The 26,598-nt window shown below is 44.5% G+C and carries 25 protein-coding genes and 1 pseudogene; 21 read left to right on the forward strand and 5 right to left on the reverse strand.

Annotation, left to right across the window (positions count from 1 at the left end):
* Positions 1–166 precede the first annotated feature (166 nt).
* From Xind_RS08680 to Xind_RS08710, 7 genes are all read left to right on the forward strand, one after another.
* Positions 167–1,870 (forward strand): methyl-accepting chemotaxis protein, encoded by a 1,704-nt coding sequence (locus Xind_RS08680; RefSeq protein ID WP_047681081.1) that lies wholly within the window; start codon positions 167–169, stop codon positions 1,868–1,870.
* Between the two features lie 56 nt (positions 1,871–1,926).
* Entirely contained in the window at positions 1,927–3,558 is a 1,632-nt protein-coding gene (locus Xind_RS08685; protein WP_047681083.1) for a methyl-accepting chemotaxis protein, read from the forward strand.
* Between the two features lie 6 nt (positions 3,559–3,564).
* Positions 3,565–4,494: a protein-glutamate O-methyltransferase CheR gene (gene cheR / locus Xind_RS08690; RefSeq protein WP_187649866.1), complete on the forward strand. Its 930-nt coding sequence runs from the start codon at positions 3,565–3,567 to the stop codon at positions 4,492–4,494.
* Positions 4,487–5,539: a protein-glutamate methylesterase/protein-glutamine glutaminase gene (locus tag Xind_RS08695; RefSeq protein ID WP_047681089.1), complete on the forward strand. Its 1,053-nt coding sequence runs from the start codon at positions 4,487–4,489 to the stop codon at positions 5,537–5,539. Before cheR ends, Xind_RS08695 begins: the two co-directional genes overlap by 8 nt.
* A 131-nt stretch (positions 5,540–5,670) precedes the next feature.
* A complete protein-coding gene (gene cheY, locus Xind_RS08700) occupies positions 5,671–6,060 on the forward strand; it encodes a chemotaxis response regulator CheY (protein WP_047681092.1) in 390 nt (129 codons plus the stop codon).
* 9 nt (positions 6,061–6,069) lie between these two features.
* Entirely contained in the window at positions 6,070–6,726 is a 657-nt protein-coding gene (gene cheZ / locus Xind_RS08705) for a protein phosphatase CheZ (RefSeq protein WP_187649867.1), read from the forward strand.
* Between the two features lie 201 nt (positions 6,727–6,927).
* Positions 6,928–7,515 (forward strand): alpha/beta fold hydrolase, encoded by a 588-nt coding sequence (locus Xind_RS08710; protein WP_187649868.1) that lies wholly within the window; start codon positions 6,928–6,930, stop codon positions 7,513–7,515.
* 18 nt (positions 7,516–7,533) lie between these two features.
* Here Xind_RS08710 and Xind_RS08715 read toward each other — a convergent pair whose 3' ends face one another.
* A complete protein-coding gene (locus Xind_RS08715) occupies positions 7,534–8,112 on the reverse strand; it encodes a recombinase family protein (RefSeq protein WP_047681098.1) in 579 nt (192 codons plus the stop codon).
* 316 nt (positions 8,113–8,428) lie between these two features.
* Here Xind_RS08715 and Xind_RS08720 point away from each other — a divergent pair, with 316 nt between their 5' ends.
* From Xind_RS08720 to flhA, 7 genes are all read left to right on the forward strand, one after another.
* Entirely contained in the window at positions 8,429–9,826 is a 1,398-nt protein-coding gene (locus Xind_RS08720; protein WP_047681101.1) for an alanine/glycine:cation symporter family protein, read from the forward strand.
* 155 nt (positions 9,827–9,981) lie between these two features.
* Positions 9,982–11,151: a KamA family radical SAM protein gene (locus tag Xind_RS08725; protein WP_187649869.1), complete on the forward strand. Its 1,170-nt coding sequence runs from the start codon at positions 9,982–9,984 to the stop codon at positions 11,149–11,151.
* Positions 11,152–11,180: 29 nt separating this feature from the next.
* A complete protein-coding gene (locus Xind_RS08730; RefSeq protein ID WP_187649870.1) occupies positions 11,181–12,542 on the forward strand; it encodes an ATP-grasp domain-containing protein in 1,362 nt (453 codons plus the stop codon).
* Positions 12,543–12,554: 12 nt separating this feature from the next.
* Positions 12,555–13,280, forward strand: a complete 726-nt coding sequence (locus tag Xind_RS08735; protein WP_047681110.1) for a 2OG-Fe dioxygenase family protein — start codon at positions 12,555–12,557, stop codon at positions 13,278–13,280.
* A gap of 5 nt (positions 13,281–13,285) precedes the next feature.
* The gene (locus Xind_RS08740; protein WP_187649871.1) at positions 13,286–14,512 is read left to right on the forward strand and encodes an MFS transporter; all 1,227 of its coding nucleotides are present in this window, start codon (positions 13,286–13,288) and stop codon (positions 14,510–14,512) included.
* Positions 14,513–14,717: 205 nt separating this feature from the next.
* Positions 14,718–15,869, forward strand: a complete 1,152-nt coding sequence (gene flhB, locus Xind_RS08745) for a flagellar biosynthesis protein FlhB (RefSeq protein ID WP_047681115.1) — start codon at positions 14,718–14,720, stop codon at positions 15,867–15,869.
* Positions 15,862–17,964, forward strand: coding sequence for a flagellar biosynthesis protein FlhA (flhA, locus tag Xind_RS08750; RefSeq protein ID WP_047681118.1), 2,103 nt, complete (start codon positions 15,862–15,864; stop codon positions 17,962–17,964). Before flhB ends, flhA begins: the two co-directional genes overlap by 8 nt.
* A 630-nt stretch (positions 17,965–18,594) precedes the next feature.
* Here the strand turns inward: flhA and Xind_RS08755 are convergent.
* From Xind_RS08755 to flgA, 4 genes and pseudogenes are all read right to left on the reverse strand, one after another.
* A pseudogene (locus Xind_RS08755) lies at positions 18,595–19,306 on the reverse strand (IS110 family RNA-guided transposase).
* Between the two features lie 192 nt (positions 19,307–19,498).
* The gene (locus Xind_RS08760) at positions 19,499–19,939 is read right to left on the reverse strand and encodes a flagella synthesis protein FlgN (RefSeq protein WP_047681121.1); all 441 of its coding nucleotides are present in this window, start codon (positions 19,937–19,939) and stop codon (positions 19,499–19,501) included.
* A 70-nt stretch (positions 19,940–20,009) separates the two neighbouring features.
* Positions 20,010–20,294 carry a flagellar biosynthesis anti-sigma factor FlgM gene (gene flgM, locus Xind_RS08765; RefSeq protein WP_047681124.1) on the reverse strand — a complete coding sequence of 95 codons (285 nt, stop codon included), beginning with the start codon at positions 20,292–20,294 and terminating at the stop codon, positions 20,010–20,012.
* Positions 20,295–20,431: 137 nt separating this feature from the next.
* Complete coding sequence (gene flgA / locus Xind_RS08770; protein WP_047681209.1) at positions 20,432–21,103, reverse strand: flagellar basal body P-ring formation chaperone FlgA; 672 nt, start codon at positions 21,101–21,103, stop codon at positions 20,432–20,434.
* A gap of 290 nt (positions 21,104–21,393) precedes the next feature.
* Here flgA and flgB point away from each other — a divergent pair, with 290 nt between their 5' ends.
* The 7 genes from flgB (at position 21,394) to Xind_RS08805 (ending at position 26,588) form a co-directional block, all read left to right on the forward strand.
* On the forward strand, positions 21,394–21,810 hold the full coding sequence (flgB, locus tag Xind_RS08775; protein ID WP_047681127.1) for a flagellar basal body rod protein FlgB: 417 nt from the start codon (positions 21,394–21,396) through the stop codon (positions 21,808–21,810).
* A gap of 5 nt (positions 21,811–21,815) precedes the next feature.
* On the forward strand, positions 21,816–22,220 hold the full coding sequence (gene flgC / locus Xind_RS08780; RefSeq protein ID WP_047681130.1) for a flagellar basal body rod protein FlgC: 405 nt from the start codon (positions 21,816–21,818) through the stop codon (positions 22,218–22,220).
* Between the two features lie 13 nt (positions 22,221–22,233).
* A complete protein-coding gene (locus tag Xind_RS08785) occupies positions 22,234–22,944 on the forward strand; it encodes a flagellar hook assembly protein FlgD (protein ID WP_047681133.1) in 711 nt (236 codons plus the stop codon).
* 15 nt (positions 22,945–22,959) lie between these two features.
* Entirely contained in the window at positions 22,960–24,168 is a 1,209-nt protein-coding gene (gene flgE / locus Xind_RS08790) for a flagellar hook protein FlgE (RefSeq protein ID WP_047681135.1), read from the forward strand.
* 21 nt (positions 24,169–24,189) lie between these two features.
* Entirely contained in the window at positions 24,190–24,945 is a 756-nt protein-coding gene (locus tag Xind_RS08795; RefSeq protein WP_187649872.1) for a flagellar basal body rod protein FlgF, read from the forward strand.
* Positions 24,946–24,961: 16 nt separating this feature from the next.
* Positions 24,962–25,741 carry a flagellar basal-body rod protein FlgG gene (flgG, locus tag Xind_RS08800; protein WP_047681141.1) on the forward strand — a complete coding sequence of 260 codons (780 nt, stop codon included), beginning with the start codon at positions 24,962–24,964 and terminating at the stop codon, positions 25,739–25,741.
* Between the two features lie 67 nt (positions 25,742–25,808).
* Positions 25,809–26,588 carry a flagellar basal body L-ring protein FlgH gene (locus tag Xind_RS08805; RefSeq protein ID WP_047681144.1) on the forward strand — a complete coding sequence of 260 codons (780 nt, stop codon included), beginning with the start codon at positions 25,809–25,811 and terminating at the stop codon, positions 26,586–26,588.
* Positions 26,589–26,598: the final 10 nt, after the last annotated feature.

Consider the following 26,598-nt stretch of genomic DNA (forward strand, 5'->3'; position numbering starts at 1 on the left):
CTCTTTTTGCCAAGAGGTTGGTGCAAAGCAGAAATAGGCAAAAGGCAGCCCGGTTTGTTTTAGATCAAAAAAACACAGCAAAAATTCAATTTTTTGTATTACGCGTAAAGTTCCCTTTAAGGATGCCGATAACACAGGCATAGCAATTTATTACACAAGGGAAGTCATGTTTAACCGAATGAAAATAGTGACGGGACTTATCTCGGTCATCATATTATTTGGTGCTCTGCAATTTATCTCAGGGGGATTGTTCTTTAAGGCATTAAAGAATGATACCAAAGCCTTTGATACACTGGATGAAATGCGGCAGCGTCAGAAATTATTGGATGAGAGTTGGATCAACCTGCTACAAGCGCGTAATAACCTGAATCGTATTGGCATCATCTATATCCTGAAAGAGCATGGTGGAGAGAGCGAATACAAAATTGAGGATGTTTTAGCAGAAGCTAAGGTTAACTTAGCGCGTGCAGAGCGTCGTTTCCAGCAATTTGAACAATTGCCAAGCCTAGTTATACGCGAGCCAGAGCGTATGCAGAGCTTAAAACAAACCCACCAAGACTATCTCAATGCACTGAAAGAACTAGATGTGTTGCTGGTAAAAAAACAGTTTAAAGAATTTTTTGCCCAACCAACCACTACGTATCAAAATGCATTTGATGCTGAATACGCCTTTTATTTGGATCAAAATGAAAAACTGTATCAGCAGTTGTCAGATGAAGCTGATGCCGCCTACCACAATATTATCATTAGCCTGATTTTTGTATTTGTATTGCTGATTGTCGTCATGGCAGCAAGTTGGGTTGGGTTGCGCAAGTCATTGATCGATCCGCTGCACAAATTGTTGGATGCCATTAAAGCTTTCTCGAAAGGTGATTTGACTAAGACTGTTGATGTCTCTGGCAACAATGAAATGGGAATGTTAGCGGTTGGCCTGAAAAATATGCAAGACGAGCTGATCCATACCGTCAGAAGTGTGCATCACAGTACTGAAACCATCTATACCGGCACCAGCGAAATCGCTGCGGGTAACAATGATCTCTCTGCCCGTACTGAGCAGCAAGTGGCTTCATTGGAGGAAACTGCGGCCAGTATGGAACAGTTGACGGCAACAGTAAAACAAAATGCCGACAACGCGCGCCAGGCCAGTAATCTGGCGGATAACGCCTCAGATATCGCCCGTCAGGGGGGCAAAGTAGTAGCAAATGTAGTGCAAACTATGCACGAAATTGCTGATAGTTCACGCAAAATTTCAGATATCACGGGTGTGATTGATGCCATCGCTTTCCAGACGAATATCCTGGCTCTTAATGCTGCGGTAGAAGCGGCTCGTGCAGGTGAACACGGTCGTGGTTTTGCTGTCGTTGCCGGTGAAGTCCGCAATCTGGCACAGCGCAGTGCAGAAGCAGCGAAAGAGATTAAGTCACTGATTGAAGACTCGGTCAGCCGTACTGACACAGGCTCTGTGCTGGTGGAAAGTGCTGGTGAAACAATGAACCAAATTGTCGATTCTGTTACCCGTGTGACTGACATCATGGGAGAAATAGCATCAGCTTCTGATGAACAAAGTCGGGGAATTACACAAGTTGGTGTTGCTATCTCTGAAATGGACAGGGTTACACAACAGAATGCATCATTGGTTGAACAGTCTGCGGCCGCAGCAGCAGCGTTGGAAGAGCAGGCCATGATCTTGACCAAAGCAGTATCATTATTTCAGTTACCGGAGCAGGCAGAAAGGAAGCAGCCTGAGAAAAGAAAACATGAAGTTTTAACGACGATAAAATCGCCGACTCCTCCAGCTAATAAAACAAATCCTCCCGTGCTGAAAAAAAGCAGCGATGCGGAAGACCCATCTAATTGGGAAACATTCTAAAAAAATAATAGCGATAACTACGGCTGCATTATGCAGCCGTTAAACGAGGTGATTACATGTTAGGCAGGTTTCGCATATCAACCAGTTTGTATCTATTACTGATGATGTTTTGTGTTATGCAGATTATTTCCAGTGGCTTATCTTTGGGGATAATTCATACAGACCAGTCATATATAGAAAAAATTGATTTGGGAACTCAACGGAGAGATACCCTTGGGTTGAGTTGGGCGGCGTTGCTGCAAACGCGTAATACCTTGAATAAGATCGCGATTGCTCATAAAGTCGGGCAACCGAGAGAGCAAATAGATGAAATGGAAGCATTACTTAAAAGTTCACTGAATGAAGCCGAAAGGAGTTTCGCACATTTTAGTGCATTACCTCTGATAGAGCAGAGTGATAATGGAGCCGAATTATTGTCAGCTGTTGAGCATTCATATCAAGAATACATTAATGCCTTGAAGGAATTAAAAACCTTCCTTTACGAAGGGCACTTTCAGGAATTCCTCGATCAACCAACAGAAAGTTATCAGAGTAAATTTGAGGTTGCATACAATAACTATATGCATTATCTCGGTGCTCATATTAGTAAAGCAGTTTCTGATGGTGCATTTTATTATAAAGTCTCCATTGCCATGTTCTTTGGCGCTATCCTGATGGTGTTTGTTGTTTCCCTGTCAGCTCACTGGTGGCTGAAACGTAACCTTCTAAAACCCTTTGCAAATATGAGAGCTTGTTTTCAGGATGTGGCTGAAGGGCGGCTAAATAAAGAAGTGGCAGTCACCACCGATGACGAAATTGGTAATATATTCAGAAAACTGCGTGATATGCAGAATTCACTGATTAAATCCATTTCTTCGGTGCGGGATAATACCAACCAGATGTATGCCGGTATCCAGGAAATCACGCAAGGTAATACTGATTTATCCTCACGCACTGAGGAACAGGCGGCATCACTGGAAGAAACTGCGGCCAGTATGGAGCAGTTAACGGTTACTGTTAAGCAAAACGCAGAACATGCCCGTCAGGCCAGCGCACTTGCGGTAGCCGCTTCTCAAACAGCAATGAAAGGCGGCGAACAGACCAGCAGTGTTGTTGCGACGATGGACGAAATTGCCAATAGTTCGAAGAAAATCAGCGCGATTATCAGCGTGATTGATGGTATCGCCTTCCAGACCAACATCTTGGCCTTGAATGCAGCGGTTGAAGCTGCCCGTGCGGGTGAGCAGGGTCGAGGATTTTCTGTAGTCGCGGGAGAAGTTCGTGATCTGGCGCAACGCAGTGCTGATGCTGCAAAAGAAATCAAAATGTTGATCGATGAATCCGTTCATCGTGTTAACCAGGGCTCTGATTTGGTAAATAATGCCGGACGAACAATGGATGAATTGGTCAAATCAGTAAACCAGGTCACTGATCTTATGTCTGAAATTGCTGCGGCTTCTGACGAACAAAGCCGTGGTATTCATCAGATAGCCCAAGCTGTCAGTCAGATGGATCAAGTCACACAGCAAAATGCGGCATTGGTGGAACAGTCCGCTGCCGCTGCATCCGCGCTTGAAGATAAGGCAGATATATTGGTGAAAACGGTTGCTCAATTTGAATTACCGACAGGTTTGGAACATGATCATGACCATCAGGAATATCCTGCGTCAAAAATGACCGATGAGTATGTTGTAAATCAAGTACGCTGAGGTCAGATGAAATCCAATTTAACAGCTTCAGATGCTGAAGCTACTGCACCGCTGAACTTTATGTTTCAGCGGCATACGTTGTCGGATGCGCAATTTCAGCGCATCTGTCAGTTTATTTACCAACGAGCTGGCATTGTCTTGGCAAAAAATAAACGCGAGATGGTTTACAACCGCCTGGTCAGGCGCTTGCGTGTTCTGGGACTTAATGATTTTGGTCAATATCTGTCGATTCTGGAACAGGATAGTTATAGTAAGGAGTGGGAACTATTTATCAATGCATTAACGACCAATCTCACCGCATTTTTTAGGGAAGCCCACCATTTTCCTATTCTGGCGGCACATGCCGGCAGAAAAAACGGGGGAACATACCGTGTCTGGAGTGCGGCCGCATCAACGGGAGAAGAGCCGTATTCCATTGCGATGACGCTGTATGACACTTTATGTGGTAAGGACACTTTGTATGGCAAATCGTGTGATGTATTGGGGCACCGTTCAAACCGGATAAAAATCATTGGCAGTGATATTGATACCCAGGTGTTGGAAAAAGCTCGCCAAGGTGTTTATCGATTGGATGAATTACAACATCTGAGTGACAGCCAAAAGAAAAAATATTTTTTCAAAGGCGTTGGTTATTTTGAAGGGTACGCCAGAGTTCGTCCGGTGCTTACTGAACTGGTTAGCTTTCAGCACCTGAATTTACTTGATTCTGAGTGGGCACTGGAAGGTAAATTTGATGCAATTTTTTGTCGTAATGTCATGATTTATTTTGATAAAAAAACGCAGGAAAGAATTTTGCGTCGCTTTGTCAATTTCTTAAAGCCAGATGGTCTGCTCTTTGCAGGGCATTCCGAAAACGTCACTCAAATTAGCCGAGAGTTCTACTTGCAAGGACAGACCGTTTACGGTGTAGGCCGGGCAAGGAGGGGTCATGAATAAAATAACCGTTCTTTGTGTGGATGATTCGGCGCTGATGCGTCAAATCATGCGGGAAATCATCAATAGCCACCCAGACATGGAAGTGGTGGATTGTGCGCCTGATCCATATGTTGCCCGCGATTTAATCAAAAAATATAACCCGCAGGTATTGACATTGGATGTCGAGATGCCACGGATGGATGGCATTGATTTTCTTGAGAAATTAATGCGTTTACGGCCTATGCCTGTTGTGATGGTTTCGTCTCTGACGGCAAAAGGTTCGGAAATTACATTGAAAGCACTGGAATTAGGCGCTGTAGACTTTGTAACCAAGCCGCAATTAGGTATTCGTGAAGGTATGCTGGCTTATAGTGAGCTGATTGCGGAGAAAATCCGTGCGGCAGCACAGGCAAAAATCAGCACAGTAAGACCAACACAAGAAATTGCAGCTCCGCTAAATTTTAAACCACTTTTGTCCAGTGAGAAATTGATCGCGGTTGGGGCTTCAACCGGAGGAACTGAGGCAATCAAGAATCTGTTACAGCCTTTACCTGTTACCAGCCCGGCGTTACTTATTACACAGCACATGCCATCCGGCTTTACCCGCTCATTTGCAGAACGACTCAATAAATTGAGCCAGATTACGGTTAAAGAAGCAGAAGATGGTGAGCGTGTCTTACCGGGACATGCCTATATCGCACCGGGAGATCGCCATATGGAACTGTGCCGTAGCGGAGCTAACTACCAAATTATGACCAGCAGTGCTCCTCCGGTTAATCGTCACCGTCCTTCTGTCGATGTTCTGTTTCGTTCTGTTGCTAAATATGCAGGGCGTAACGCGGTAGGCGTCATATTAACGGGTATGGGCAGTGATGGGGCGGCGGGTTTATTGGAAATGAAACAAGCGGGAGCCTACACATTAGCACAAAGTGAATCAAGTTGTGTGGTCTTTGGTATGCCGCGTGCCGCGATCCAGTTGGGTGCTGTCGATGAAGTGATGGATCTGCAAAAGCTGAGTAAAACTATGCTGGCTAAAATCAGTACCGGGCAATCGATTCGAATTTAGTCGTTGTTATACCTGATATATTTCAAGTTGCAGCACAGTCAGCAAAGCCGCACCTTGAAAGATAAAGGGAATATTGTGGTTAACTTTTACAGCACGATGTTGCTGGATGAATAAAATTTCAAGGAGTTTTTATGGCAAGTAAGGATCTAAGATTTCTGGTGGTTGATGACTTTTCAACCATGCGTCGAATTGTGCGTAATTTGCTGAAAGAACTGGGTTTTAACAATGTTGATGAAGCACTGGATGGAGCAGAAGCGCTGGCAAAACTTCGTACAGCCGAATTTGATTTTGTTATTTCTGACTGGAACATGCCTAATATTGATGGTCTCGAATTGTTGAAAACAATTCGCAGTGACGAAAAATTGGCTGCTTTGCCAGTTCTGATGGTGACAGCAGAAGCAAAAAAAGAAAACATCATTGCCGCCGCACAGGCTGGAGCCAGTGGTTATGTTGTGAAACCATTTACTGCGGCAATTTTGGAAGAAAAGCTCAATAAAATATTTGAAAAATTGGGGCTTTAAGGAGACAAAATGAGTGAAAATCCAGTCATGCCGAGAGATGAGGCGGTAACAACCAGTGAAATAATCAGTCGTATCGGGCAGTTAACAAGAATGCTGCGCGATAGTCTGCGTGAACTGGGATTGGATCGAACCATTGCTCAGGCGGCTGAGGCGATCCCTGATGCGAGGGAGCGATTGAATTACGTTGTCCAGATGACCGCACAGGCGGCTGAAAGAGTGCTGAACTGCGTTGAAGTAGCTCAACCTTGCCAGAATGAATTGGAAACCTCTGCAAAATCCTTAACCCTGCGTTGGGATGAATGGTTTGCGAACCCAACTAATTTAGAGCTGGCTGATGCACGCTCTTTGGTAACGGACACGAGAGATTATCTCAAACTCGTGCCAGAACATGCTGCCTTCACCAATGCTCAATTGCTTGAGATCATGATGGCTCAAGATTTTCAGGATCTCACCGGGCAGGTCATTAAACGGATGATGGAAGTCATTCAGGAACTGGAAAAGCAACTGGTCATGGTATTAATGGAAAATATGCCTTCTGATCAGGTGGCCAAAACTAAAAAAGAGAACGAAAGTCTTCTTAATGGCCCTCAGGTTAACCAGAATGGGATTGGTGTCATTGCCAACCAGGAACAGGTTGATGATTTACTGGATAGTTTAGGTTTTTGATAACGAGTGATAATACGTTAACGAGCAATATTTATTCTTAAATATATTTGATGTTTGGGCGAGTCAGGCGGCTGCCCAAACGTTACTTTCAATGTTTCCAAATATGCAAAAATGCCAGATTTTCGGTTAGAGAACAGTGTTACTGGTTGATTTAATGTATAAAACGACATCATTAGTCAGATCCTATAAAAGGAAAACACAGTGCAGTCGATTGAAAAAGTCATCTATTTGGCAGATTCATTTGTTTCTTACCGTAAAGATTTTAATGAAAATCACCAAAAAGTGGGTATATCCTTAGGGGCGGTTGTTGCCTCAGTGGTTGCAGCGACTCATCCTCAGTTGGTGAATAGACTGGTATTAACTGCACCGTGGGCCACAAATGATGATCCCTATTTCCAGTTGATGTTTACGACCTGGTTAAAACTGGAAAACAGCGATCAAACTTTAGCAACTGCTTTTGGACTTTCCCATGTTCTCAGTCCTGAATTTATTTCATCTTTGGGGAAGGAAACGCTCCGTCAAATTTGTGCCAGGCCGTCAGAAAAAGGGGCGAACAGACGGATAGCTTTAGGATTATCGATAAACATCAAAAATTACCTTTCCCGGATAAATAAAGACGCATTAATTATTGGGTTAAGTCACGATACACTAATTCCGCCCTATCTGGCACGTGAAGTCCATAAAAGTATAAAAAACAGCTTGTACACGGAAGTGAAGAGTGGCCATGCGGTACAGATGGAAAACCCGGCAGAGTGGGTAAAGGTTATCAAAGATTTTTTGCAAAAATAGGTAATTGGGAACAGCGTGTTACTCTGAAGAGGCAAGGCTAACGGTTAAATTCGCAGGTAAATATTTATAAATGGTTGACAGCGACACATTATAAATAATTGAGAGTTGTTTTCTGCTGTGGCCTTTAATTAGCAATCTGGCGGCTTGTTGCTGGTCTTCTGCGGTAAATCTGACAGGCCGTCCGCCAATTCGCCCCTGTTCCCGTGCCGCGGCTAAACCTGCGTTAGTTCTTTCAACAATCAATTCACGTTCCATTTCCGCCAATGCACTCATGACATGAAAGAAAAATCTTCCCATAGCTGTGCTGGTATCGATACTGTCAGTCAGACTTTGAAAATGAATTCCTCGTTCATGTAATTCTGAAATGAGTGTCACCAGATTTTTTACACTGCGCCCCAGGCGATCCAGCTTCCATACAACGAGTGTATCACCAGATTTAAGGTGTTTTAACGCACGTTTTAATCCTGGGCGATTGGCGGTTTTCCCACTGATTTTGTCTTCAAAAATCATTTCGCAGTTAATGCTGATCAATGCATTTCTTTGTAAATCACTATTTTGGTCATTTGTTGACACTCGGATATAACCAATTCTTGCCACGGATAATCCTTTAATTACATCAGAAACTATTTGTCAGAGAATAATACCTATTTTTTTGTTACAAAAAACCCCAAATTTGTCAGATCACGCGATAAAAATTTGCCTAATGGCCTTTATTATTTAATTTTTTGATTTATGAAGATTTGCTATAAACAAAATTATTTAAGATATTATTAGAGTTAGTGATCATACTCACAGTATTAAGTTTTCTTACCAACAAGCCCTAATTAGTTCTCGCTTATTTCCTCAAAATCATCTTTTATTTAATTGAAACATTTTTGTTACCGGTTTGTTACGTGTAATTCCGAGGGTATATATGGAACTGATCACACAATGGTTAGGTGCAATAAACGGGGTTGTATGGGGAGTACCCATGCTTATTGGCCTTCTGGGTATAGGTATTTTCATGCAGGTACGCCTGTCTTTCTTGCCGATACGCAAGTTAGGCACAGGGTTCAAATTACTCTTTCAAAAAAATACACAACGTGGTGAAGGGCAAATTTCCCCTTTTAATGCATTAATGACCGCATTGTCCGCAACGATAGGTACAGGGAATATAGCAGGGGTCGCAACGGCGATTGTTATGGGGGGACCGGGTGCATTGTTCTGGATGTGGATGACTGCGTTGGTGGGAATGGCAACTAAATATTCCGAAGCTGTGCTGGCAGTTCGTTACCGTGAAACAGATAAGAACGGTAACTATGTTGGTGGCCCCATGTACTATATTAAAAATGGATTGGGGAAAAAATGGGTATGGTTGGGAACATTATTTGCTTTCTTCGGAAGTATAGCTGGCTTTGGTATTGGTAATACGGTACAAGCCAACTCAGTTTCTGAAGTACTGCAAAGTAGCTTTGGTGTTGATAAAACCATAACGGCGGCGGCACTGGTTCTTCTGGTTGGTGCGGTATTGATTGGTGGTATCAAACGGATTTCTGATGTTGCAGGTAAACTGGTGCCTGTTATGACTGTAGGTTATCTGGGCGCAGGTATGGTCGTTTTAGGACTCAATGTGAGTGCTATTCCAGATGCGTTTGCCTTGATTATCACATCTGCTTTCACTCCAGTTGCAGCACAAGGGGGATTTGCTGGAGCAGCCGTCTGGGCTGCAATTCGTTTTGGTATTGCCAGAGGTGTATTTTCTAACGAAGCAGGTATGGGAAGTGCTCCTATTGCTCATGCCACAGCGAAAACCCAAAACCCGATCCGTCAGGGCTTAATTGCCATGTTGGGGACGTTCATTGACACCATTGTGGTATGTTCTATTACCGGGTTGACCATCGTTATTACTGGCGGTTGGTTGACAGGTCAGACAGGAGCAACATTAACAGCAACTGCTTTCTCGTCCGTTATTCCGGGGGGGCACTACGTTGTTGCAATCGCACTGGCAATCTTTGCTTTTACCACCATCTTAGGATGGAGCTTCTATGGTGAAAAATGTATTCAGTATTTACTGGGCACAAAAGCCATTATTCCTTTCCGTATTATTTGGATCATTGCGTTACCGATTGGCGCAACTCAATCACTGAACTTTGTCTGGTTACTCGCAGATACACTTAATGCCATGATGGCTATTCCTAACTTAATTGCGATTGCGCTGTTAAGTCCGGTTGTATACCGCCTGACGAAAGATCATATCCATGATGTTAATGCGGATAGTATTGAGATTAAGGCAAGTCGTGTTGAGATCAAAACTGCAATGAAAACAGATTAATAATTATCAAACCAATATAAATTGGAATAGTTTCCATATCTCAAGCAGGGCGTTATCAGCCTGAACGCACGGATTGGGATATGGGAACATGCTATTTTATGAGGGAGATATACAGTTTATGCTGTTAGTAAAATAATAACTATTAAGGAACGACAATGAATACTAGCAATGTAGTACCTCATTTACAGCTGATTCTGGCTGATCCTACGGAAAATTGGGCTGATTGGCGTTGGCAGCAAAAAAATGCTGTACGTGATGAAGTTGTTTTACGTTCTGCTTGTGGTGGATGGAGTGAAGAGATAACTCAGCGCATCCAACGAAATTTACAGGGGCAGAAGATGCAGATTACGCCTTACTATCTGCGTCTAATTTTAGCAACCAACCAATCTGAGGATACCACGGCAAATCCACTCTGGCGGCAGGTTGTACCATTCTGGAGTGAAGAAGAGTTGAATGGTTATGATGGCGAATCAGAAAACTGGGAACTTCATGAAGATATGAAGACGCCCATTTGTCAGCATAAATATGATAATCGTGTCATTTTACGTATGGTCAATACCTGTAACACCTACTGTCAATTTTGCTTTGAAGCATTGCGGACATTGAAAGTTGATTCAGATAAATCCAATGCAGGCCGCAGTTCTTTCCAACAATCTCTTGAATATATAAGAAATACACCTTCAATCGAAGAAGTTATCCTGAGTGGTGGTGACCCCCTCATGCTGACGGATAACAAGTTATCTGAGACACTCGCTGCAATCCGAGAAATCAGGGATGATTTGCTGATCCGTATTCATTCCCGTGCTCTTACATTCAATCCTTATCGTATTACCGATACTTTGATAGAAATTTTGGAAAGATATGGTGTTAACGCCTTTGGTGTGCATGTTTGCCACCCATTGGAGTTAAGTGAAGAATTCCAGTCTGCTGTACGTCGTATCCAACGTGTTGTACCGATTGTTTTTTCCAATATGCCTTTCTTGCGTGGAATTAATGATGATGAAGCAACACTCCACACGTTGTTTCTCGCACTCTATCGGATGGGAGTGAAACCTTACTATCTCTATCATTTTATGCCTTTCTCGCCGGGATCCTCAGAATATAAAGCCTCAATTAATGACGCTATTACTATTATGAAAAAACTTAAACGTCGGGTTTCGAATATTGCCTTGCCGGAATATGTTCTGCCCCATATGCAGGGAAAATTTACCGTACCCCTGTTCACTGATCCTGATGAAGTACCATATTTCGAAACTCGTGGTAGTCAACGTTATTACCGTTTTATCAATTGGAAGAATGAACAATGTGAATGGTTAGATAATTAATTCTATTTATTGTATTTCAAGGACATCAAATGAAACCTAATGCAATTTTGTTTGTTGATATTGATGAAGCTGAGGTTACACACTATACCTACCGGGAACCTCATTTTGCAGCAGCAAAAAAGATGGGATTGTTTTGTCTGACTGTAGCTCGAAAAAAACGTCAGCATGCAGAACGGCTTTTTACGGATAGTGATGAAGTTTTCTTATTGGAATCATTATCGTTTGAATCTTTGCAAGATTGCGTTACCCGTTTGCAACAATCTTATCATTTGTGTGCTATTTTTTGTCACGCAGGGCATGCTTCTGCCAGCGGACAAATGGGTTGTATTGTTGCCGAAATATGTCAAAAAATTGGATTGCCTTATACTTCTCCCGCCTCCATTGCTACCTGCAACAACAAATTCCTTATGCGTCAGGCACTGCAAAAGCATGGAATTAGAACAATACGCCATGCACTATGTAACAGTGAAAAGGAGTTATATAAGCAAGCCAATAGGATTGGTTATCCGGTGATGGCAAAACCGCCTTTTGGGGCAGGCTCAGCTTTTATTAAAAAGTGTTATAACTGGTTTGAATTGCAAGCTCATTACCAAACATTCACAGCTTACTATAAGCACTCAGCCTTAGTAGATTTTCTTGGAAATACTCAAACATATTCTACTCCTGACGGTACAGAATACCTGAACCAGCCGGGGCAAAGTATGTTACTGGAAGAATATATCCAAGGTATTGAAGGTACTGTCGAATGCGTTATTACCCAGGATACTGTCCATCCGGTTTTAATAAACGAAAAACTTATTCTGACAGAAAAAGATAATACGGTATTAGAAAATCTGCTCATTGCTCCTCCGGTTTCATTTACTGCCTCAGAGCAAGAACAAATCAAAAATTATGCTATCGATTGTATAAAAGCAGTTGGATTGCATCATGCCATTGCTCATCTTGAATTTCGTATGACTGTTGATGGCCCGATGGTCATTGAGATTAATCCTCGCCTTGGCGGCTTGTTTGTGAACTCTGCATTCCGTGATCTGGCCGGGTTAGATCCTTATCAGCTTTATCTCTCTATTCTTTTACAAGAAAAAGATATTGATACGCAGATCGTACAAGGGCAAAAGCGGGCAGCAACTGCTGAACAGCACTACTCTATGATAGCTATGTACCCAGAAAATAGTGGTCATTTTTTGGGAATAAAAAATATTGAGTACATTAAAAATAATCCACATGTTATCGAATGCTTGTCTCAACCCGCTGGTTACGACATCAATGCGGAAACAGAAGAACATTACCTGCTCAGGTGTTGGGCAAAAGTTAATGATGCTTCTCATGCTCATACACTACACAACGAAATGATAGAGCATGTAAAACCGATCATTATTCCATTTTCATAAGGGTGTTATTCTATGCGAATTGCAGAGATTTCGGCACGTTTAATGAATAATCATTATTGCCATATTCCACATTTTGATGAACTGATTTCATATCAGGAAGAAGAAGCCAATACATTTAAAAACCAGTGGGATAATTTGGTATTAGATCAGAATTTCAAAAATTACACTCATCGGGAAAGACGTATTCTACGCTATTGTTATCACCCTGGCACAGAAAACCCACTGCAACTTAATCGGAGTAGTGAATATCAATCACCAGTAACCTATGATATTGAATATAAAAAAGGCGCTAATCAACTGAGTTATTCGGAAGAAACTTTTATTACTCACCCTATTATGCAATATATTCTTGCTACAGATATTGCCATCTTAGGTGAACGTTTAATAAAAGGTTATCGCTATTCGATTGATATCCATCAATTCCGGGTAAAAGCTTTTTCTGGGAAAGAGAGCCCGACAACTTCTGGTATTCATCAGGATGGACAGGATTGGATCTTTATGCACTTTATTCAAAGCCACAATATTGCACCTGTTATTTCTGAAGTGCACTTAACAGAGAATGAAGCCCCACCTTTATTGCAAACAGCAATGCAACAATTTCTTGAAACGCTCGCAATTAATGATAGGCAACTTTATCATCGAGCCAGCCATGTTCGACAAGTATCTCCTGCAATTGTGGCATTTCGGGATCTATTGCTGGTGACTTTCCGGCAACTTCCTGAACAACAAGAGAACTAATAATAATGCCAAGCCAGGAAAATAGTCTGAATTTACGTTGCTCTGGTCGTAATGCCTTTTTTATCGTTAGTGCAAGATTTATATCCGATTTTGGCGCATTCCTGAATATGGTAGCGTTATCCACTTACGTTTATCTGCTCAGCAATAGCGTAATGCACGTCAGTATTTTTCTTGCTTGTCGTGTTGCGGGAGGTGTTATTGCCAGCTTAATGGGTACACCGTTTTTCCGGCGATATGCAGGGCGATGGCCTTTGATCTGTTTCGATTTATTGCGGGTCATGCTGCTGTCCTTGTTATTGGTATTCCCGGTTTCACAGCAGTTATTGATCTTACCGATCATTGCTTTTGGGATCGGCTTGGGCAACTCAATGTTTGCGATTGGGTTGAACAGTCAACTTCCGCATTGGGTACATGCCTCACAACGTATATCGACGAATTCCTGGCTGACATCGGTCGCTGCTACAGGTGCAGTGTTCGGCAGTTTGGTATCCGGCTTGCTGGTTGCCAGTAGCGGCTATGAAATGGTTTTTATCGTTAATATCATCACCTATCTGTTGGCCGCAATATTGATTATGCCACTGCGTTTTCTCACTGAGCCTGAACAGCAGGGATTGCGGGTGTTGGGGAACGAATGGCGAGAATTACGCCTCGGATTACGCGGCACACCTATACTGGCCGGGATGTTGTTTCTGAGTCTGGCGGATACACTGGGCAGTGCTGCCCATAATGTCGGTTTTCCCATTATTTCTAAGCTCTTGAACCCCGATAATGCCAGTACCGTAATGGGGCTGTTACTGGCGACATGGGCGATAGGAAAATTCAGCGGTGCACGCCTGACCAGTTACCTGTTACGCAATCACGGCAGCTTGAAAATGGAAAAACTGTTCTTCCTCGGCATTGCATTGATGTCAACGGGCTTTATCCTTACCTTCCAACAAACCAACCCGTTTTGGTTATTGTTGTTCGCAGTATGGGCAGGAATTGGTGATGGAATTGCGGAAGTTAGTCTGATATCCCGTGTGCAAAGTGAACCGGAAAGTCTGCGACTGCCTATTTTCAGCTTACTGACTCTATTACAGATGACGGGTTTTGGAATAGGCATGCTGTTGGTTGCCCCTTTTTACGTCTGGTTGCCGCCGTCCAGCGTTATCATTATCTTCCACGGCTTGCCGCTAACAGTATTGGTCATCATTCTGGTATGGGGGCGACGTTATATTTCCAGTAAGGCATAAATCTCATATGCCGTTGTTTTTCACGTTGCGGCATCTTGAAACCCATCAGGTATAATGCCGCAAATACCCCCGCAAATTTTGCAGTGTTCCTGCCATTGAATTTCCTGGCTTTTGTCATGCTTAGCACAATTTTATTTGCTCTTTGCTGAGATTTGTTGAGGGCAAATTTCCTGCATGTAATAACGAATGCTCACCAAGGAAAGCCGTGGCTGAAGATAGCGATCTCGAAAAAACCGAAGAACCCACGCCCCATAAACGGGAAAAAGCGCGTAAAGAGGGGCAGATAGCACGTTCAAAGGAACTCACTTCTATCCTGATGTTAGCAGGAGGCGTCAGTCTGCTTTGGATGAGCGGACAGTCGATCACTCATGAGCTTTCATTGATGGTATTCGAGGGATTCAACTTTGATCATAACATGGTCAGTAATGATAAGCAGATGGTACAGCAGGTTGGTCGCTTATTAAAACAGGCAGTTTGGGCACTGTTACCTGTGTTTGTCGGCCTGATCCTGATTGCCTTAAGTGCGCCGACATTGATGGGAGGGCTGATATTCAGCTCAAAATCTATCAAATTTGATCTGGCGAAACTGGATCCGGTTGCTGGTCTGAAGAAAATTTTCTCCATGAACGCATTGGCGGAACTGTTCAAGGCCATCTTGAAAGCATCAATGGTCGGAGGGGGAGCCGCCCTGTTTATCTGGGCGAATTGGCCTGCCATGTTAAACCTGACTACCCAAACACCCTTGGTGGCATTGAGTGATGCCATGCTGATGTTGATTTTTGCAGGCTACGTTGTTTTGTTTATGTTAATACCAATGGTGGCGTTTGATGTGTTTTATCAGATCCGCAGCCATCTGAAAAAACTGAAAATGACCCGTCAGGAGATCAAGGATGAATTTAAGGAACAAGAAGGGGATCCACATGTAAAGGCGCGAATTCGCCAACAACAACGTGCGGCTGCACGTAAACGGATGATGGCGGATGTGCCAAAAGCGGATGTTATTGTCACTAACCCGACCCACTATGCCGTTGCTTTACAGTATGACAGTAAAAAAATGAGTGCACCTAAGGTATTGGCGAAAGGAGCGGGACTCATCGCTTTGCGTATTAAAGAGATTGGCGCGGAAAATCGCATTCCACTATTGGAAGCCCCTCCATTAGCGCGAGCATTGTTTCGCCATGCTGAAGTGGGCGGTTTTATTCCGGCGGCACTCTATGCTGCCGTTGCTGAAGTGCTTGCCTGGGTTTACCAATTGAAACGTTGGAAACGGGAAGGTGGCTTGAAACCAAAAACACCTGAAAATCTGCCAGTGCCGCCAGCACTGGATTTTGCTGGAGAGAATAATCGTCATGGCTAATCTGGCCTCATTGTTCCGTTTATCGGGGAATCGTTTACCGGGAAATATAAAAGGCTCCCAATGGCAAATGCTTGCGGGGCCTGTACTCATCCTCATGATCTTGTCGATGATGGTACTGCCGTTACCCCCATTTCTGCTTGATTTACTGTTCACTTTTAATATCGCACTTTCCATCATGGTTTTGCTGGTAGCGATGTTTACGCGTCGGACGCTGGATTTTGCTGCTTTTCCGACGATTTTGCTGTTTTCAACATTGTTGCGTTTGTCACTGAATGTCGCATCGACGCGTATCATTCTGATGGAAGGGCATACAGGATCGGCAGCGGCAGGACAAGTCGTAGAAGCTTTCGGTCACTTCCTTGTCGGGGGTAATTTTGCCATTGGTATCGTTGTCTTTGTTATCTTGATCCTGATTAACTTTATGGTGATCACCAAAGGTGCAGGACGTATCGCTGAAGTTGGTGCCCGCTTTGTACTGGATGGGATGCCCGGTAAACAGATGGCAATTGATGCCGATTTGAATGCCGGATTGATAGGCGAAGATGAAGCCAAGAAACGGCGCGCTGAAGTCACACAAGAAGCAGACTTCTATGGTTCGATGGATGGTGCGAGTAAATTTGTGCGCGGCGATGCCATTGCCGGGTTGATGATCCTGGTGATCAACATCGTTGGAGGTTTGATCGTCGGTGTTGTCCAACATGGATTGAGTTTGGGGGATGCAGCAGAAGCCTATACATTGCTGACCATCGGTGATGGTTTGGTTGCTCAGTTACCGGCGTTGATTATCTCTACAGCAGCGGGTGTTATCGTGACCCGTGTTGCGACCGATGAAGATGTCGGCCAGCAAATGGTGACACAGCTTTTCAATAACCCCAAAGTGATGATGTTGAGTGCTGGTGTATTGGGGTTGCTTGGTTTAGTGCCGGGAATGCCTAATTTTGTTTTCCTGTTGTTTACCGCGGCATTGGCGGGAGTAGGATACTTCCTGCTTCGTAAGGATAAAGATCCGCTTATGGTACAACATGAAGAGATGAAAGCAGTAGAAGAACAACAGCAAACCGCAGAAGCTTCATGGTCTGATGTGCAACTAGAAGATCCATTGGGCATGGAAGTCGGTTATCGGTTAATCCCAATGGTAGATTTTCGCCAGAATGGTGAGCTGCTTGGGCGTATCAGTGGTATTCGTAAAAAGTTTGCGCAAGAAGTGGGCTATTTACCCCCTGTTGTTCATATTCGTGACAACCTTGAATTAGCACCAGCCAGCTACCGTATCATGATGAAAGGAGTAGAGATAGGCCGTGGTGAAGCCCATCCGGGACGTTGGCTGGCGATTAATCCGGGCGGTGCGGTAGGTGAATTGCAGGGTGACCTGACCAAAGATCCGGCTTTCGGACTGCCGGCTGTCTGGATTGATGACAGTTTAAGGGAACAGGCACAGGTACAGGGTTATACTGTTGTAGCGGCGAGTACCGTTGTGGCAACTCACCTGAACCATTTGTTGTCACAGCATTCCAGTGAACTGTTTGGCAGACAGGAAGCACAGCAACTGTTTGAGCGAGTCAGTCAGGAAATGCCGAAACTGACAGAAGACTTTATTCCTGGTGTCGTCAGCTTGACCACGTTGCATAAAGTTCTGCAAAACCTGTTGGCGGAGCAAGTGCCGATCCGTGATATGCGCACCATTATTGAAACACTGGCTGAACATGCACCGGTACAAACTGATCCTTATGAACTGACTGCTGTTATCCGTATTGCACTTGGCCGGGCGATTGCTCAACAATGGTTCCCCGGTGCGGATGAAATTAAAGTGATTGGCTTAGATGCGAACCTTGAACGTATTCTGCTTCAGGCATTGCAGGGTGGCGGTGGACTGGAGCCGGGACTGGCTGAAAGTCTGGAACGTCAGGCGGCAGAAGCATTGGAGCGTCAGGAAATGCTCGGTGCACCGCCTGTGTTGTTGGTCAACCACGCACTGCGTCCATTATTGTCTCGTTTTCTGCGCCGTGTATTGCCCCGATTGGTTGTACTTTCCAATCTTGAAATTACCGATAACCGTCAGATAAGAATGACAGCGACGATTGGTGGTGCAAGATAGTACTGGCAGTGAAGTCTTCTGAATAATAATAAATATAAGGCGATCACTACGGTGATCACCTTATCATAAAAATAATCAATCCTCTGGTTCTTGCCATTGCAATTGTTTTCCATTTCATCTGTAACTAACTCAAAATAGCATTTTAATGCTCTCTTTAATGAAATAGCGCATTCGGACATAGCCCGTTATTAGTGTTCTATAAATAATATCTGGTCTGATTATTTTTAAAATATATCTCTTCAGAGCTGAATCTGATTGAAATCGTCTGGAGGCAGGCTAAATACCACTGGCGACGTTTTATCACTTGGACTCAGAATTTTCGTTATTATGATAATTGTAATTCTGTCATGCATTTCTATTGCTTTGAAAAATCTATGGTTGCCCTCCTTTTTGCAACACTCATTTTGATGAGTTTGGGGCTTGCTTAAATCTATCCGGCGTCACTGTAGGCAAGGATGCCTGCGCCTCGATGAGTTCCGCGTCTGATGAACCTTAAAAAGACAACGGCTTCAAAGAGCCATTTTTTTAATTAGGTTTCTCATCAGGCCGGCAGGCCGTTCATGTCATCAATTATTAGTCTTCGCAAAACCAGTGGGGTAACAGTTAAATAGCTTCACAATGACGCCTGCTTTAGGCGACAAATACCGTGTGTTGTGTCGTAATAGCCCACGCTATCCGGGCGAGTTTGTTAGCCAGTGCACAGGCCACTACATTGGAATGCTTTCGTTCAAGTTGCTGCTTAACCCAGTCAGCCAGTTTTCCCTGCCCATGCTCGATATGCTGCATGAACGACCGGGCACAGAGCATCAACAGTTGCCGGAGTGTCTTGTTACCCCGTTTACTGATCCCCAATAAGGTCGTCTTTCCTTCGGTACTGTACTGGCGGGGAACCCATCCCGTCGAGGCCGCAAAATTCCGGCTACAGGCGTATTGTTTGCCATCACCCAGTTGCGAGGAAAGCACACTCGCCGTAATGGGACCAACACCGGGAATAGTCATCAGCCGCTGCCCGGTATCATCCTGAGCAATCTCCTGTGACAAGGCGGTTTCAATCTCGGTGATTTGTTCAACCAAATAGTGATAATGCGCCTGTAAACGCAGTAATACCTGCATCTGATTGGTGGTTTTGACTTTATCCCGAATCAGCGATCCGCCTTGCCATGAAGTGCGCGCCCGCACAGGCTCCCATCACAACCGTTGCCGGAGAACAGTCGGCTAAGAATTCCATCAACTTAGTACGGGTGAATTTTTTACGCATCAGGGCTTTCCCCGATGGATCCTGACAATGGATATGAAAGGAATGCTTGCCGAGATCGATGCCAATCAGTGCGATGGTGTTCATGATGGTAGCCTCTTATCAAAGATAATCACCCTGTTAATATACTGCCGCTAGGGTGAGGGCGGCCATCTCATTAAGATAGGGGGATTTTGAAAAAGATAGGGTTTTAATACAACGACACAGAAACAGACCTCTTATTATTACGGATATACCAAGAGGTCTGTAAAGATTGCTGCTTAAGCAGCATGAGAATAATCAAACACTGATCTTATGGCCCGATAAGGCAGAATTGTGACGGGCCTGACCATCAGCACCATAAAGAGAAGGGCTGTGATGGCTTTTCAAAAAAGCAATTGCCTGACTATTTAACTCAATATGTTGATCCAACAAAAATCCATTATGCGCATTTAAATCACGAATTCGTTCAACCGACTGACTGATTTGATCCCACAACACCGCCAATATTTCATGGTCAGCATAAGGAGCATTCACTTTCAGCGTTTCATTTAGTTGCTGACGCTTTCTTTCCGCATGATCGAGTGCCGAAAGCAAAAATGTTTTTTGCTCTGTGACACGATGCAGTTGATTCGCTTCAATAAAGCCTTCGCTCAGGATACGTTGTTCTTCTGCCATCGTTGTCGAAAGCGAATGTAAGTGTGCACTTTGCTGCTCAAGCAAGAGTTGAAGTTCTTCCATTTATGGCCTTTATGATTTTGCTGGTTTATTGCTTATATTCCTTGTTATTAAGGTAATAAGTTTTAATTAATCAGTTTTCAAGGGCTTCTCTGAGCAGGGCATCAGCAATTTTACCGCTGTCCATGGTCAGGGTTCCCTTTGCAATCGCTTCTTTCAGTTGTTGTACTTTTTGAATATTAATGTCTTGACTACTTGGCTGAACCAGTTTTTTCTGCGCCTCACTCAGTCTAACTTGCGTATCGGCGCTTTTTTCTGCAACAGCCACAATCCTGCGAGTGCTCTGGGCAGTTTCATTGGCATTGCGTTGCTGTAAAGCAGCAATAGCCAGTAGAGGTTGAGTGCGTTCAATACTCATAATCGTAATCCTTTAATCAGGCATTATTTATTTGTCTTAACTCTATTGGGTAGAGGTAGCAGGCGATATACCGCTGGCATGCCTGTAAATCATGGTCTGATGGTTATATCGGCGTAGAAACATAAAACTTTAGCCATTCATAACATCATTTTTACACTACCATTTTCCTGAGCTTCTCCGGTAATAACCTGTCCAGAAACCAAGCGGACACGAATATTATCAAAACTTGCAGCATTGTTAATTGCTTTTCCTTCATAACGTACCCGGAAATTTTGCCCATCTACGGTGATGACAACATTTTGTCCGGCTTTAATCACCCATGGACGCCGGAGCATATTACGTGTGATGAATTGCCCGGCAGGTATGTTGCGAATGGCAATACCATTAAGTGTAACCTTTTTGTTATGAATGATGTCGTTTGGCAATTTGTCTAAAGCGCCTGTTTTGACCTGAAAATCTTTTTCTCTCAGTACCGAATTACGTTGAATTGCACGATTTGAAACTAAGTATGGGCCGATAACACGGACGTAGATTTGCATAAAACGACGTTGCTGACCACAGTTAACCGGCAGCGAAATATTTCCCCAATTTTTATTGCCCATTGGTGGATGTATTTCAGGAGATTCACATGTTGGCCATTGTTGTTCCGGTGTTTTAATGTCTACGGAAACTTTATAGTTCGTGCCGTGATGAATTTGCTTGAAATAATCATTGATTGAACGGGGTAAATCATTCCCCCATGCCAAAGAACCAGCAAAAAACAGGTTAAGAAAAAAGGTAAGGAAGCCGATAAATTTTAATGCAGGCATTTTAATCATCTTTATCTCTCTTATTCTTACCTTACTCTTCTATTACCTGACACCAGTGAGGTAAACCATGATGCCAAAAATATTCAGTATCTGCTGGAGGTTAATAGTGTAACGCGCTTGATTATTAGTTAATGGGATAAATAGCAAATCAATTTGTGTCTATTCTTCGAATCGGCTTTTTCTTCTGCGTTTATGCTGTTAGCGCTCTTAATGCGTTACGGGGCTTGGTTCTGCGGGACTTACCCTAAACTGGCCTATAAAGCTGGCTATAAAACAGGCGAGGGAGGAATATGCTCGATAAATTAGATACCGCCTTTCATTTTCGACAAGAAGCCCTGGTACTCCGCAACCAGCGGCAGGAAATTCTGTCGGCAAACATTGCCAATGCGGATACCCCTGGCTATCAGGCTCGCGATATCGATTTTGCCGCCCAATTAAGAAAGGTGATGGAACATGGTCGTGTGACGGGGAATGGAATTGGGCTGACTCTGACTTCCAATCGACATATTCCCATTCAGCCTCAGAAACGTCTGGAGATGGATCTGTTGTACCGGGTGCCTCACCAGACGGCGATGGATGGAAATACCGTTGACATGGATATGGAACGCAGCAATTTTGCAGATAACAGTCTGAAATATCAGGCTGAACTGACCATGACGAATGCTCAGATCAAAAGCATGATGTCAGTTCTACAGTCACAAGGATAATGGGAATGTCTCTACTCAGTATTTTTGATATTGCCGGCTCCGCGCTTTCTGCTCAGTCTCAGCGGCTGAATGTCAGTGCCAGCAATATGGCGAATGCCGATAGTATCGTTGGGCCGAATGGCGAGCCTTATCGTGCCAAACAAGTCGTATTTCGTGTCGCTGCACCAGCAGGACAGGAGATCGGCGGTGTGCGCGTCAGTGAAGTGGTGGATGATCCCACACCTTTTCGTCTTGAATATCAGCCGGGTAACCCGTTGGCTGATGAAAAAGGTTATGTACGTATGCCGAATGTGGATGTCGTCGGGGAAATGGTCAATACCATCTCGGCTTCCCGCAGCTATCAGGCGAACGTTGAAGTACTTAATACCACCAAATCCATCATGCTGAAAACGCTGACGCTGGGCCAGTAACAGGAATATCGTTATGGGAATTACCGCTCCAATTAATGAATCATTGGATAATTCAGCAGTCAGTGAACTGTCTAAATTGGGCAACCAAAAACCGCAAAATAGTGGTGATATCAAAGACAGTTTCTTGAATATTCTGGTTGCCCAGCTTAAAAACCAAGATCCAACCAACCCAATGCAAAACAGTGAATTGGCTTCACAGATTGCGCAGATCAGTACCGTTGAGGGGATTGAGAAACTCAATAAGACGTTGGGTTCCATTGTCGGACAAATGGACAGTAACCACACGATGCAAACGGTAGCACTGATTGGCCGAGATGTCATGGTTCCTGGCAATGAGATTTTGCTGGGGGCTGGTGAAAACAGTGCAACCCCAATTGGCTTTGAACTAAACCGACCCGCCGATACCGTCAAAGTGACCATCAGAAATAAAAGTGGCGTAGTTGTTCGGGAGATGGAATTCAATAAATTAGATCCCAGCTCATCCGAATTTTTGGGTGCCGGTGTACACAGCTTCGGATGGGATGGTAAAGACGCAGACGGCAATGCAGTGGAACAAGGCGCTTACAACTTCACCGTTTCCGCAAGCCAGCAGGATCAAGCGTTGATGGTCAATTCCCTGCGATCTGCCAAGGTTGAAGGCGTTGTGCGGCAAGAGAATGGCACTAAATTGGATTTAGGGCTGGTAGGTACGGTAAACATGGACGAAGTTCGTCAGATTCTTTAATTAAACGGAGGACATATGTCTTTTTCACAAGCGGTCAGTGGCTTGAATGCTGCAGCGAGCAATCTGGATGTTATTGGTAATAACATCTCAAACTCAGCGACATTTGGCTTTAAATCTAGCTCTGCCGCGTTTGCGGATGTTTTCAGTGGTTCAGACGTGGGTTTGGGGGTTAAGGTTTCTGGTATGTTTCAGAACTTTAAAGATGGCTCAACCGCTAAGACTAATCGCCAATTAGATATGGCAATTACCCAGGGTGGTTTTTTCCGCATGCAGGATCCCAGCGGTAATATTTTTTATTCCCGTAACGGTCAGTTCCAAATGGACAAAGAGCGTAATCTGATCAATATGCAGGGCATGAAGTTGACGGGTTATCCGGCGGTAAACGGAGAAATTCAGGAAGGCGGAGCTGTAGTACCACTTTCAATTCCAACGGATATGTTGAATGCGAAAGCGAGTACAGAAGTTAAGTTGAAAGCTACCCTAAATTCAATGCACAAAGCAATTGATCAGGGAAAAAATCCCTTTGATCCGAATAATAAAGATAGCTTTAACTACAGCACAACTCTGCAATTCTATGACAGTTTAGGGAATCAACATGACCTCAATATATTCTTCGTGAAAACAGCCAACAATACGTGGGAGTTTCATGCTAAGGATATTTCTGTCGCAGGCTCTGCCGCTCATAAATTGGGTAATGTGGCATTTGACGGTAATGGTCAAATGGACGGCATCAATAATACATTTAAATTCGATGTAGAATCTTTGAATGGTTCAATTGCTGCGCCAATCACCATCGATTTTTCGGGGAGTAAACAGCAGAACATTGCACAAGATTTTACCTCTAATCCAACACAAAATGGCTATGCTGCGGGTAGTTTCATTGATTACCGTGTGGATAATGACGGCAAGATTTACGCTACCTATTCCAATAACCAGAAACAAGTATTAGGTCAGGTAATACTGGCAAACTTTTCTAATCCTGAAGGCTTGACTGCGCAAGGCGATAACGTTTGGGTAGAATCCGGTGCATCCGGTAGTCCGGTAGTGGGTATTGCGGGTTCCGGTAACTTCGGCAAGCTGATTAGCAGTGCGCTGGAATCATCAAACGTTGATATGAGCCAGGAGCTGGTCAGCATGATTGTCGCCCAGCGTAACTACCAATCTAACGCCCAGACCATCAAAACGCAGGACCAAATTCTGCAAACGCTGGTCAGCATGCGTTAATAGGCTCAGGCGGATAGCTTTATGGATCACGTCATTTATACCGCTATGGGCGCTGCACGCCAGACGCTGGAGCACCAGGCTGTGACCACCAACAATCTGGCCAATGCGTCAACACCGGGCTTTAAAGCCCAGCTTGCTGCCTTGCGTGCTGTGCCAATTGAAGGTGAAACACTACCTACCCGTACTTTAGTTGTTGCCTCCACTCCCGGCATGGATAGCCGTCAGGGACCCATGAATTACACTTCCCGTCCGTTAGATGTGGCGGTTGGACAAGGTGGCTATCTGGCTGTTCAGCTTGAAGACGGGACAGAAGCCTATACCCGCAACGGCAGCATCCAGATTTCACCCGAAGGGCAACTGATGGTGCAGGGGCGCATGTTGATGGGCGAAAACGGGCCGATTGATGTTCCGCCGCAGGCTGAACTGACCATTGCGACAGACGGTGCCATCTCTGCCCTGATTGCCAGCGATCCACCCACGTTATTGGGGCAGATTGGCAAGCTGAAAATCGTCAAACCGGAAGCCAACCAAGTGGTGCGGGGCGACGATGGTTTGTTTCATTTAACGCCACAGGCGCGGGAACAGCAGGGCAATGAATTGGCGGCCAGCACCGAAGTGAAACTGATGCCAGGTGTCCTGGAAGGCAGCAATGTTAATCCAGTGGAAAGTATGGTGAACATGATCGCCAACGCGCGTCGCTTTGAGATGCAGATGAAAGTCATACACAGTTCCGATGAAAATGCGCAGCGGGCTAACCAAATTCTCGCTATGAGCTAATCGGGGGGATAAATTCATGATCCGATCTTTATGGATTGCCAAGACTGGGCTGGATGCTCAGCAAACCAATATGGATGTTGTTGCCAATAACCTGGCAAACGTCAACACTAACGGCTTTAAACGCCAGCGTGCAGTGTTTGAAGATTTGCTCTACCAGACTGAACGTCAACCAGGTGCCATGTCATCTGAACAGACCAATCTGCCATCCGGTTTGCAGATTGGTACGGGGGTTCGTCCAGTCGCGACGGAACGGCTGCATAGCCAGGGTAATATAGTGAAAGCCAGTACTAATGATGTGGCAATTTCAGGACGCGGCTTTTTCCAGATCCAGATGCCTGATGGAACCACTGCTTATACCCGTGATGGTTCATTTCAGAAAGATCAGAACGGCCAGTTGGTCACTGCCGGGGGTTTTCAGGTCGTGCCAGCCATCATCATTCCAGACAACACCACTAAGCTCAGTATTGCCGATGATGGGATTGTCAGTGTCAAGGTACAGGGACAAGCCGCTCTGCAACAGGTCGGGCAGCTCACCCTGACTACGTTCATCAACGAAAGTGGCTTAGAAAGCATTGGTGAGAACCTGTATCTGGAAACCAACAGTTCTGGTGTACCGGTGGAAAACACGCCAGGTCTCAATGGGGCTGGAACGCTTCGTCAAGGTTTTGTCGAAACGTCTAACGTCAATGTGGCAGAAGAGTTGGTCAATATGATTCAGGTGCAGCGAGCCTATGAAATCAACAGCAAGGCAGTATCAACTTCTGATCAAATGCTGCAAAAACTGGCCCAGCTATAACCTAACCATTGATGGTGGGGGAACACGTTCCTCCACTATTTCTACGATAAACTTAAGAGCATAGAAGATGGATACAATGCCCGTTGCCGAAAGCCATGCTAAAAACCATGTAGCTTATGGCTCCACTGGTTTACGGAAAAACCAGAGAAATAAGTGGCGTATCAGCATACCTGTGGCGGCACTCGCATTGTCGGCACTGACATTGGGGGGCTGTGCTTATATGCCACACAAGCCACTGGTGAAAGGACAAACAACCGCAAACCCCGCTGAAACACCTGCCCCAGTGCCGAATGGTTCTATTTTTCAGACTGTCCAGCCAGTCTATTACGGTTATCAGCCACTGTTTGAAGACCGTCGTCCACGCAATATCGGCGATACGCTGACGATTATCCTGCAAGAAAATGTCAGTGCCAGTAAAAACTCCTCAGCCAATGCCAGCCGTAATGGTAAAACCAGTTTCGCTGCTGCCCTGACTCCCCGTTTTTTACAGGGATTGATGGGCGGTGATAAAACTGATTTGGGCATGGAAGGTAATAATGAATTTGGCGGTAAAGGCGGGGCGAATGCGAACAATACTTTCAGGGGCACAATTACGGTGACCGTGGATCAATTGTTGGCAAACGGTAACCTGCATGTTGTCGGGGAAAAACAGATTGCTATCAATCAGGGAACGGAATTTATCCGCTTCTCTGGCGTTGTTAACCCGCGCACCATCACTGGCAACAATACAGTCAGCTCTAATCAGGTTGCAGATGCCCGCATTGAGTATGTTGGCGATGGTTATATCAATGAAGCGCAGCACATGGGGTGGTTACAGCGTTTCTTTATGAATATCTCACCGTTTTAAAAGAGGATGG

It is taken from the genome of Xenorhabdus indica (genome assembly GCF_014467235.1).
Taxonomy (GTDB): Bacteria; Pseudomonadota; Gammaproteobacteria; order Enterobacterales; family Enterobacteriaceae; genus Xenorhabdus; species Xenorhabdus indica.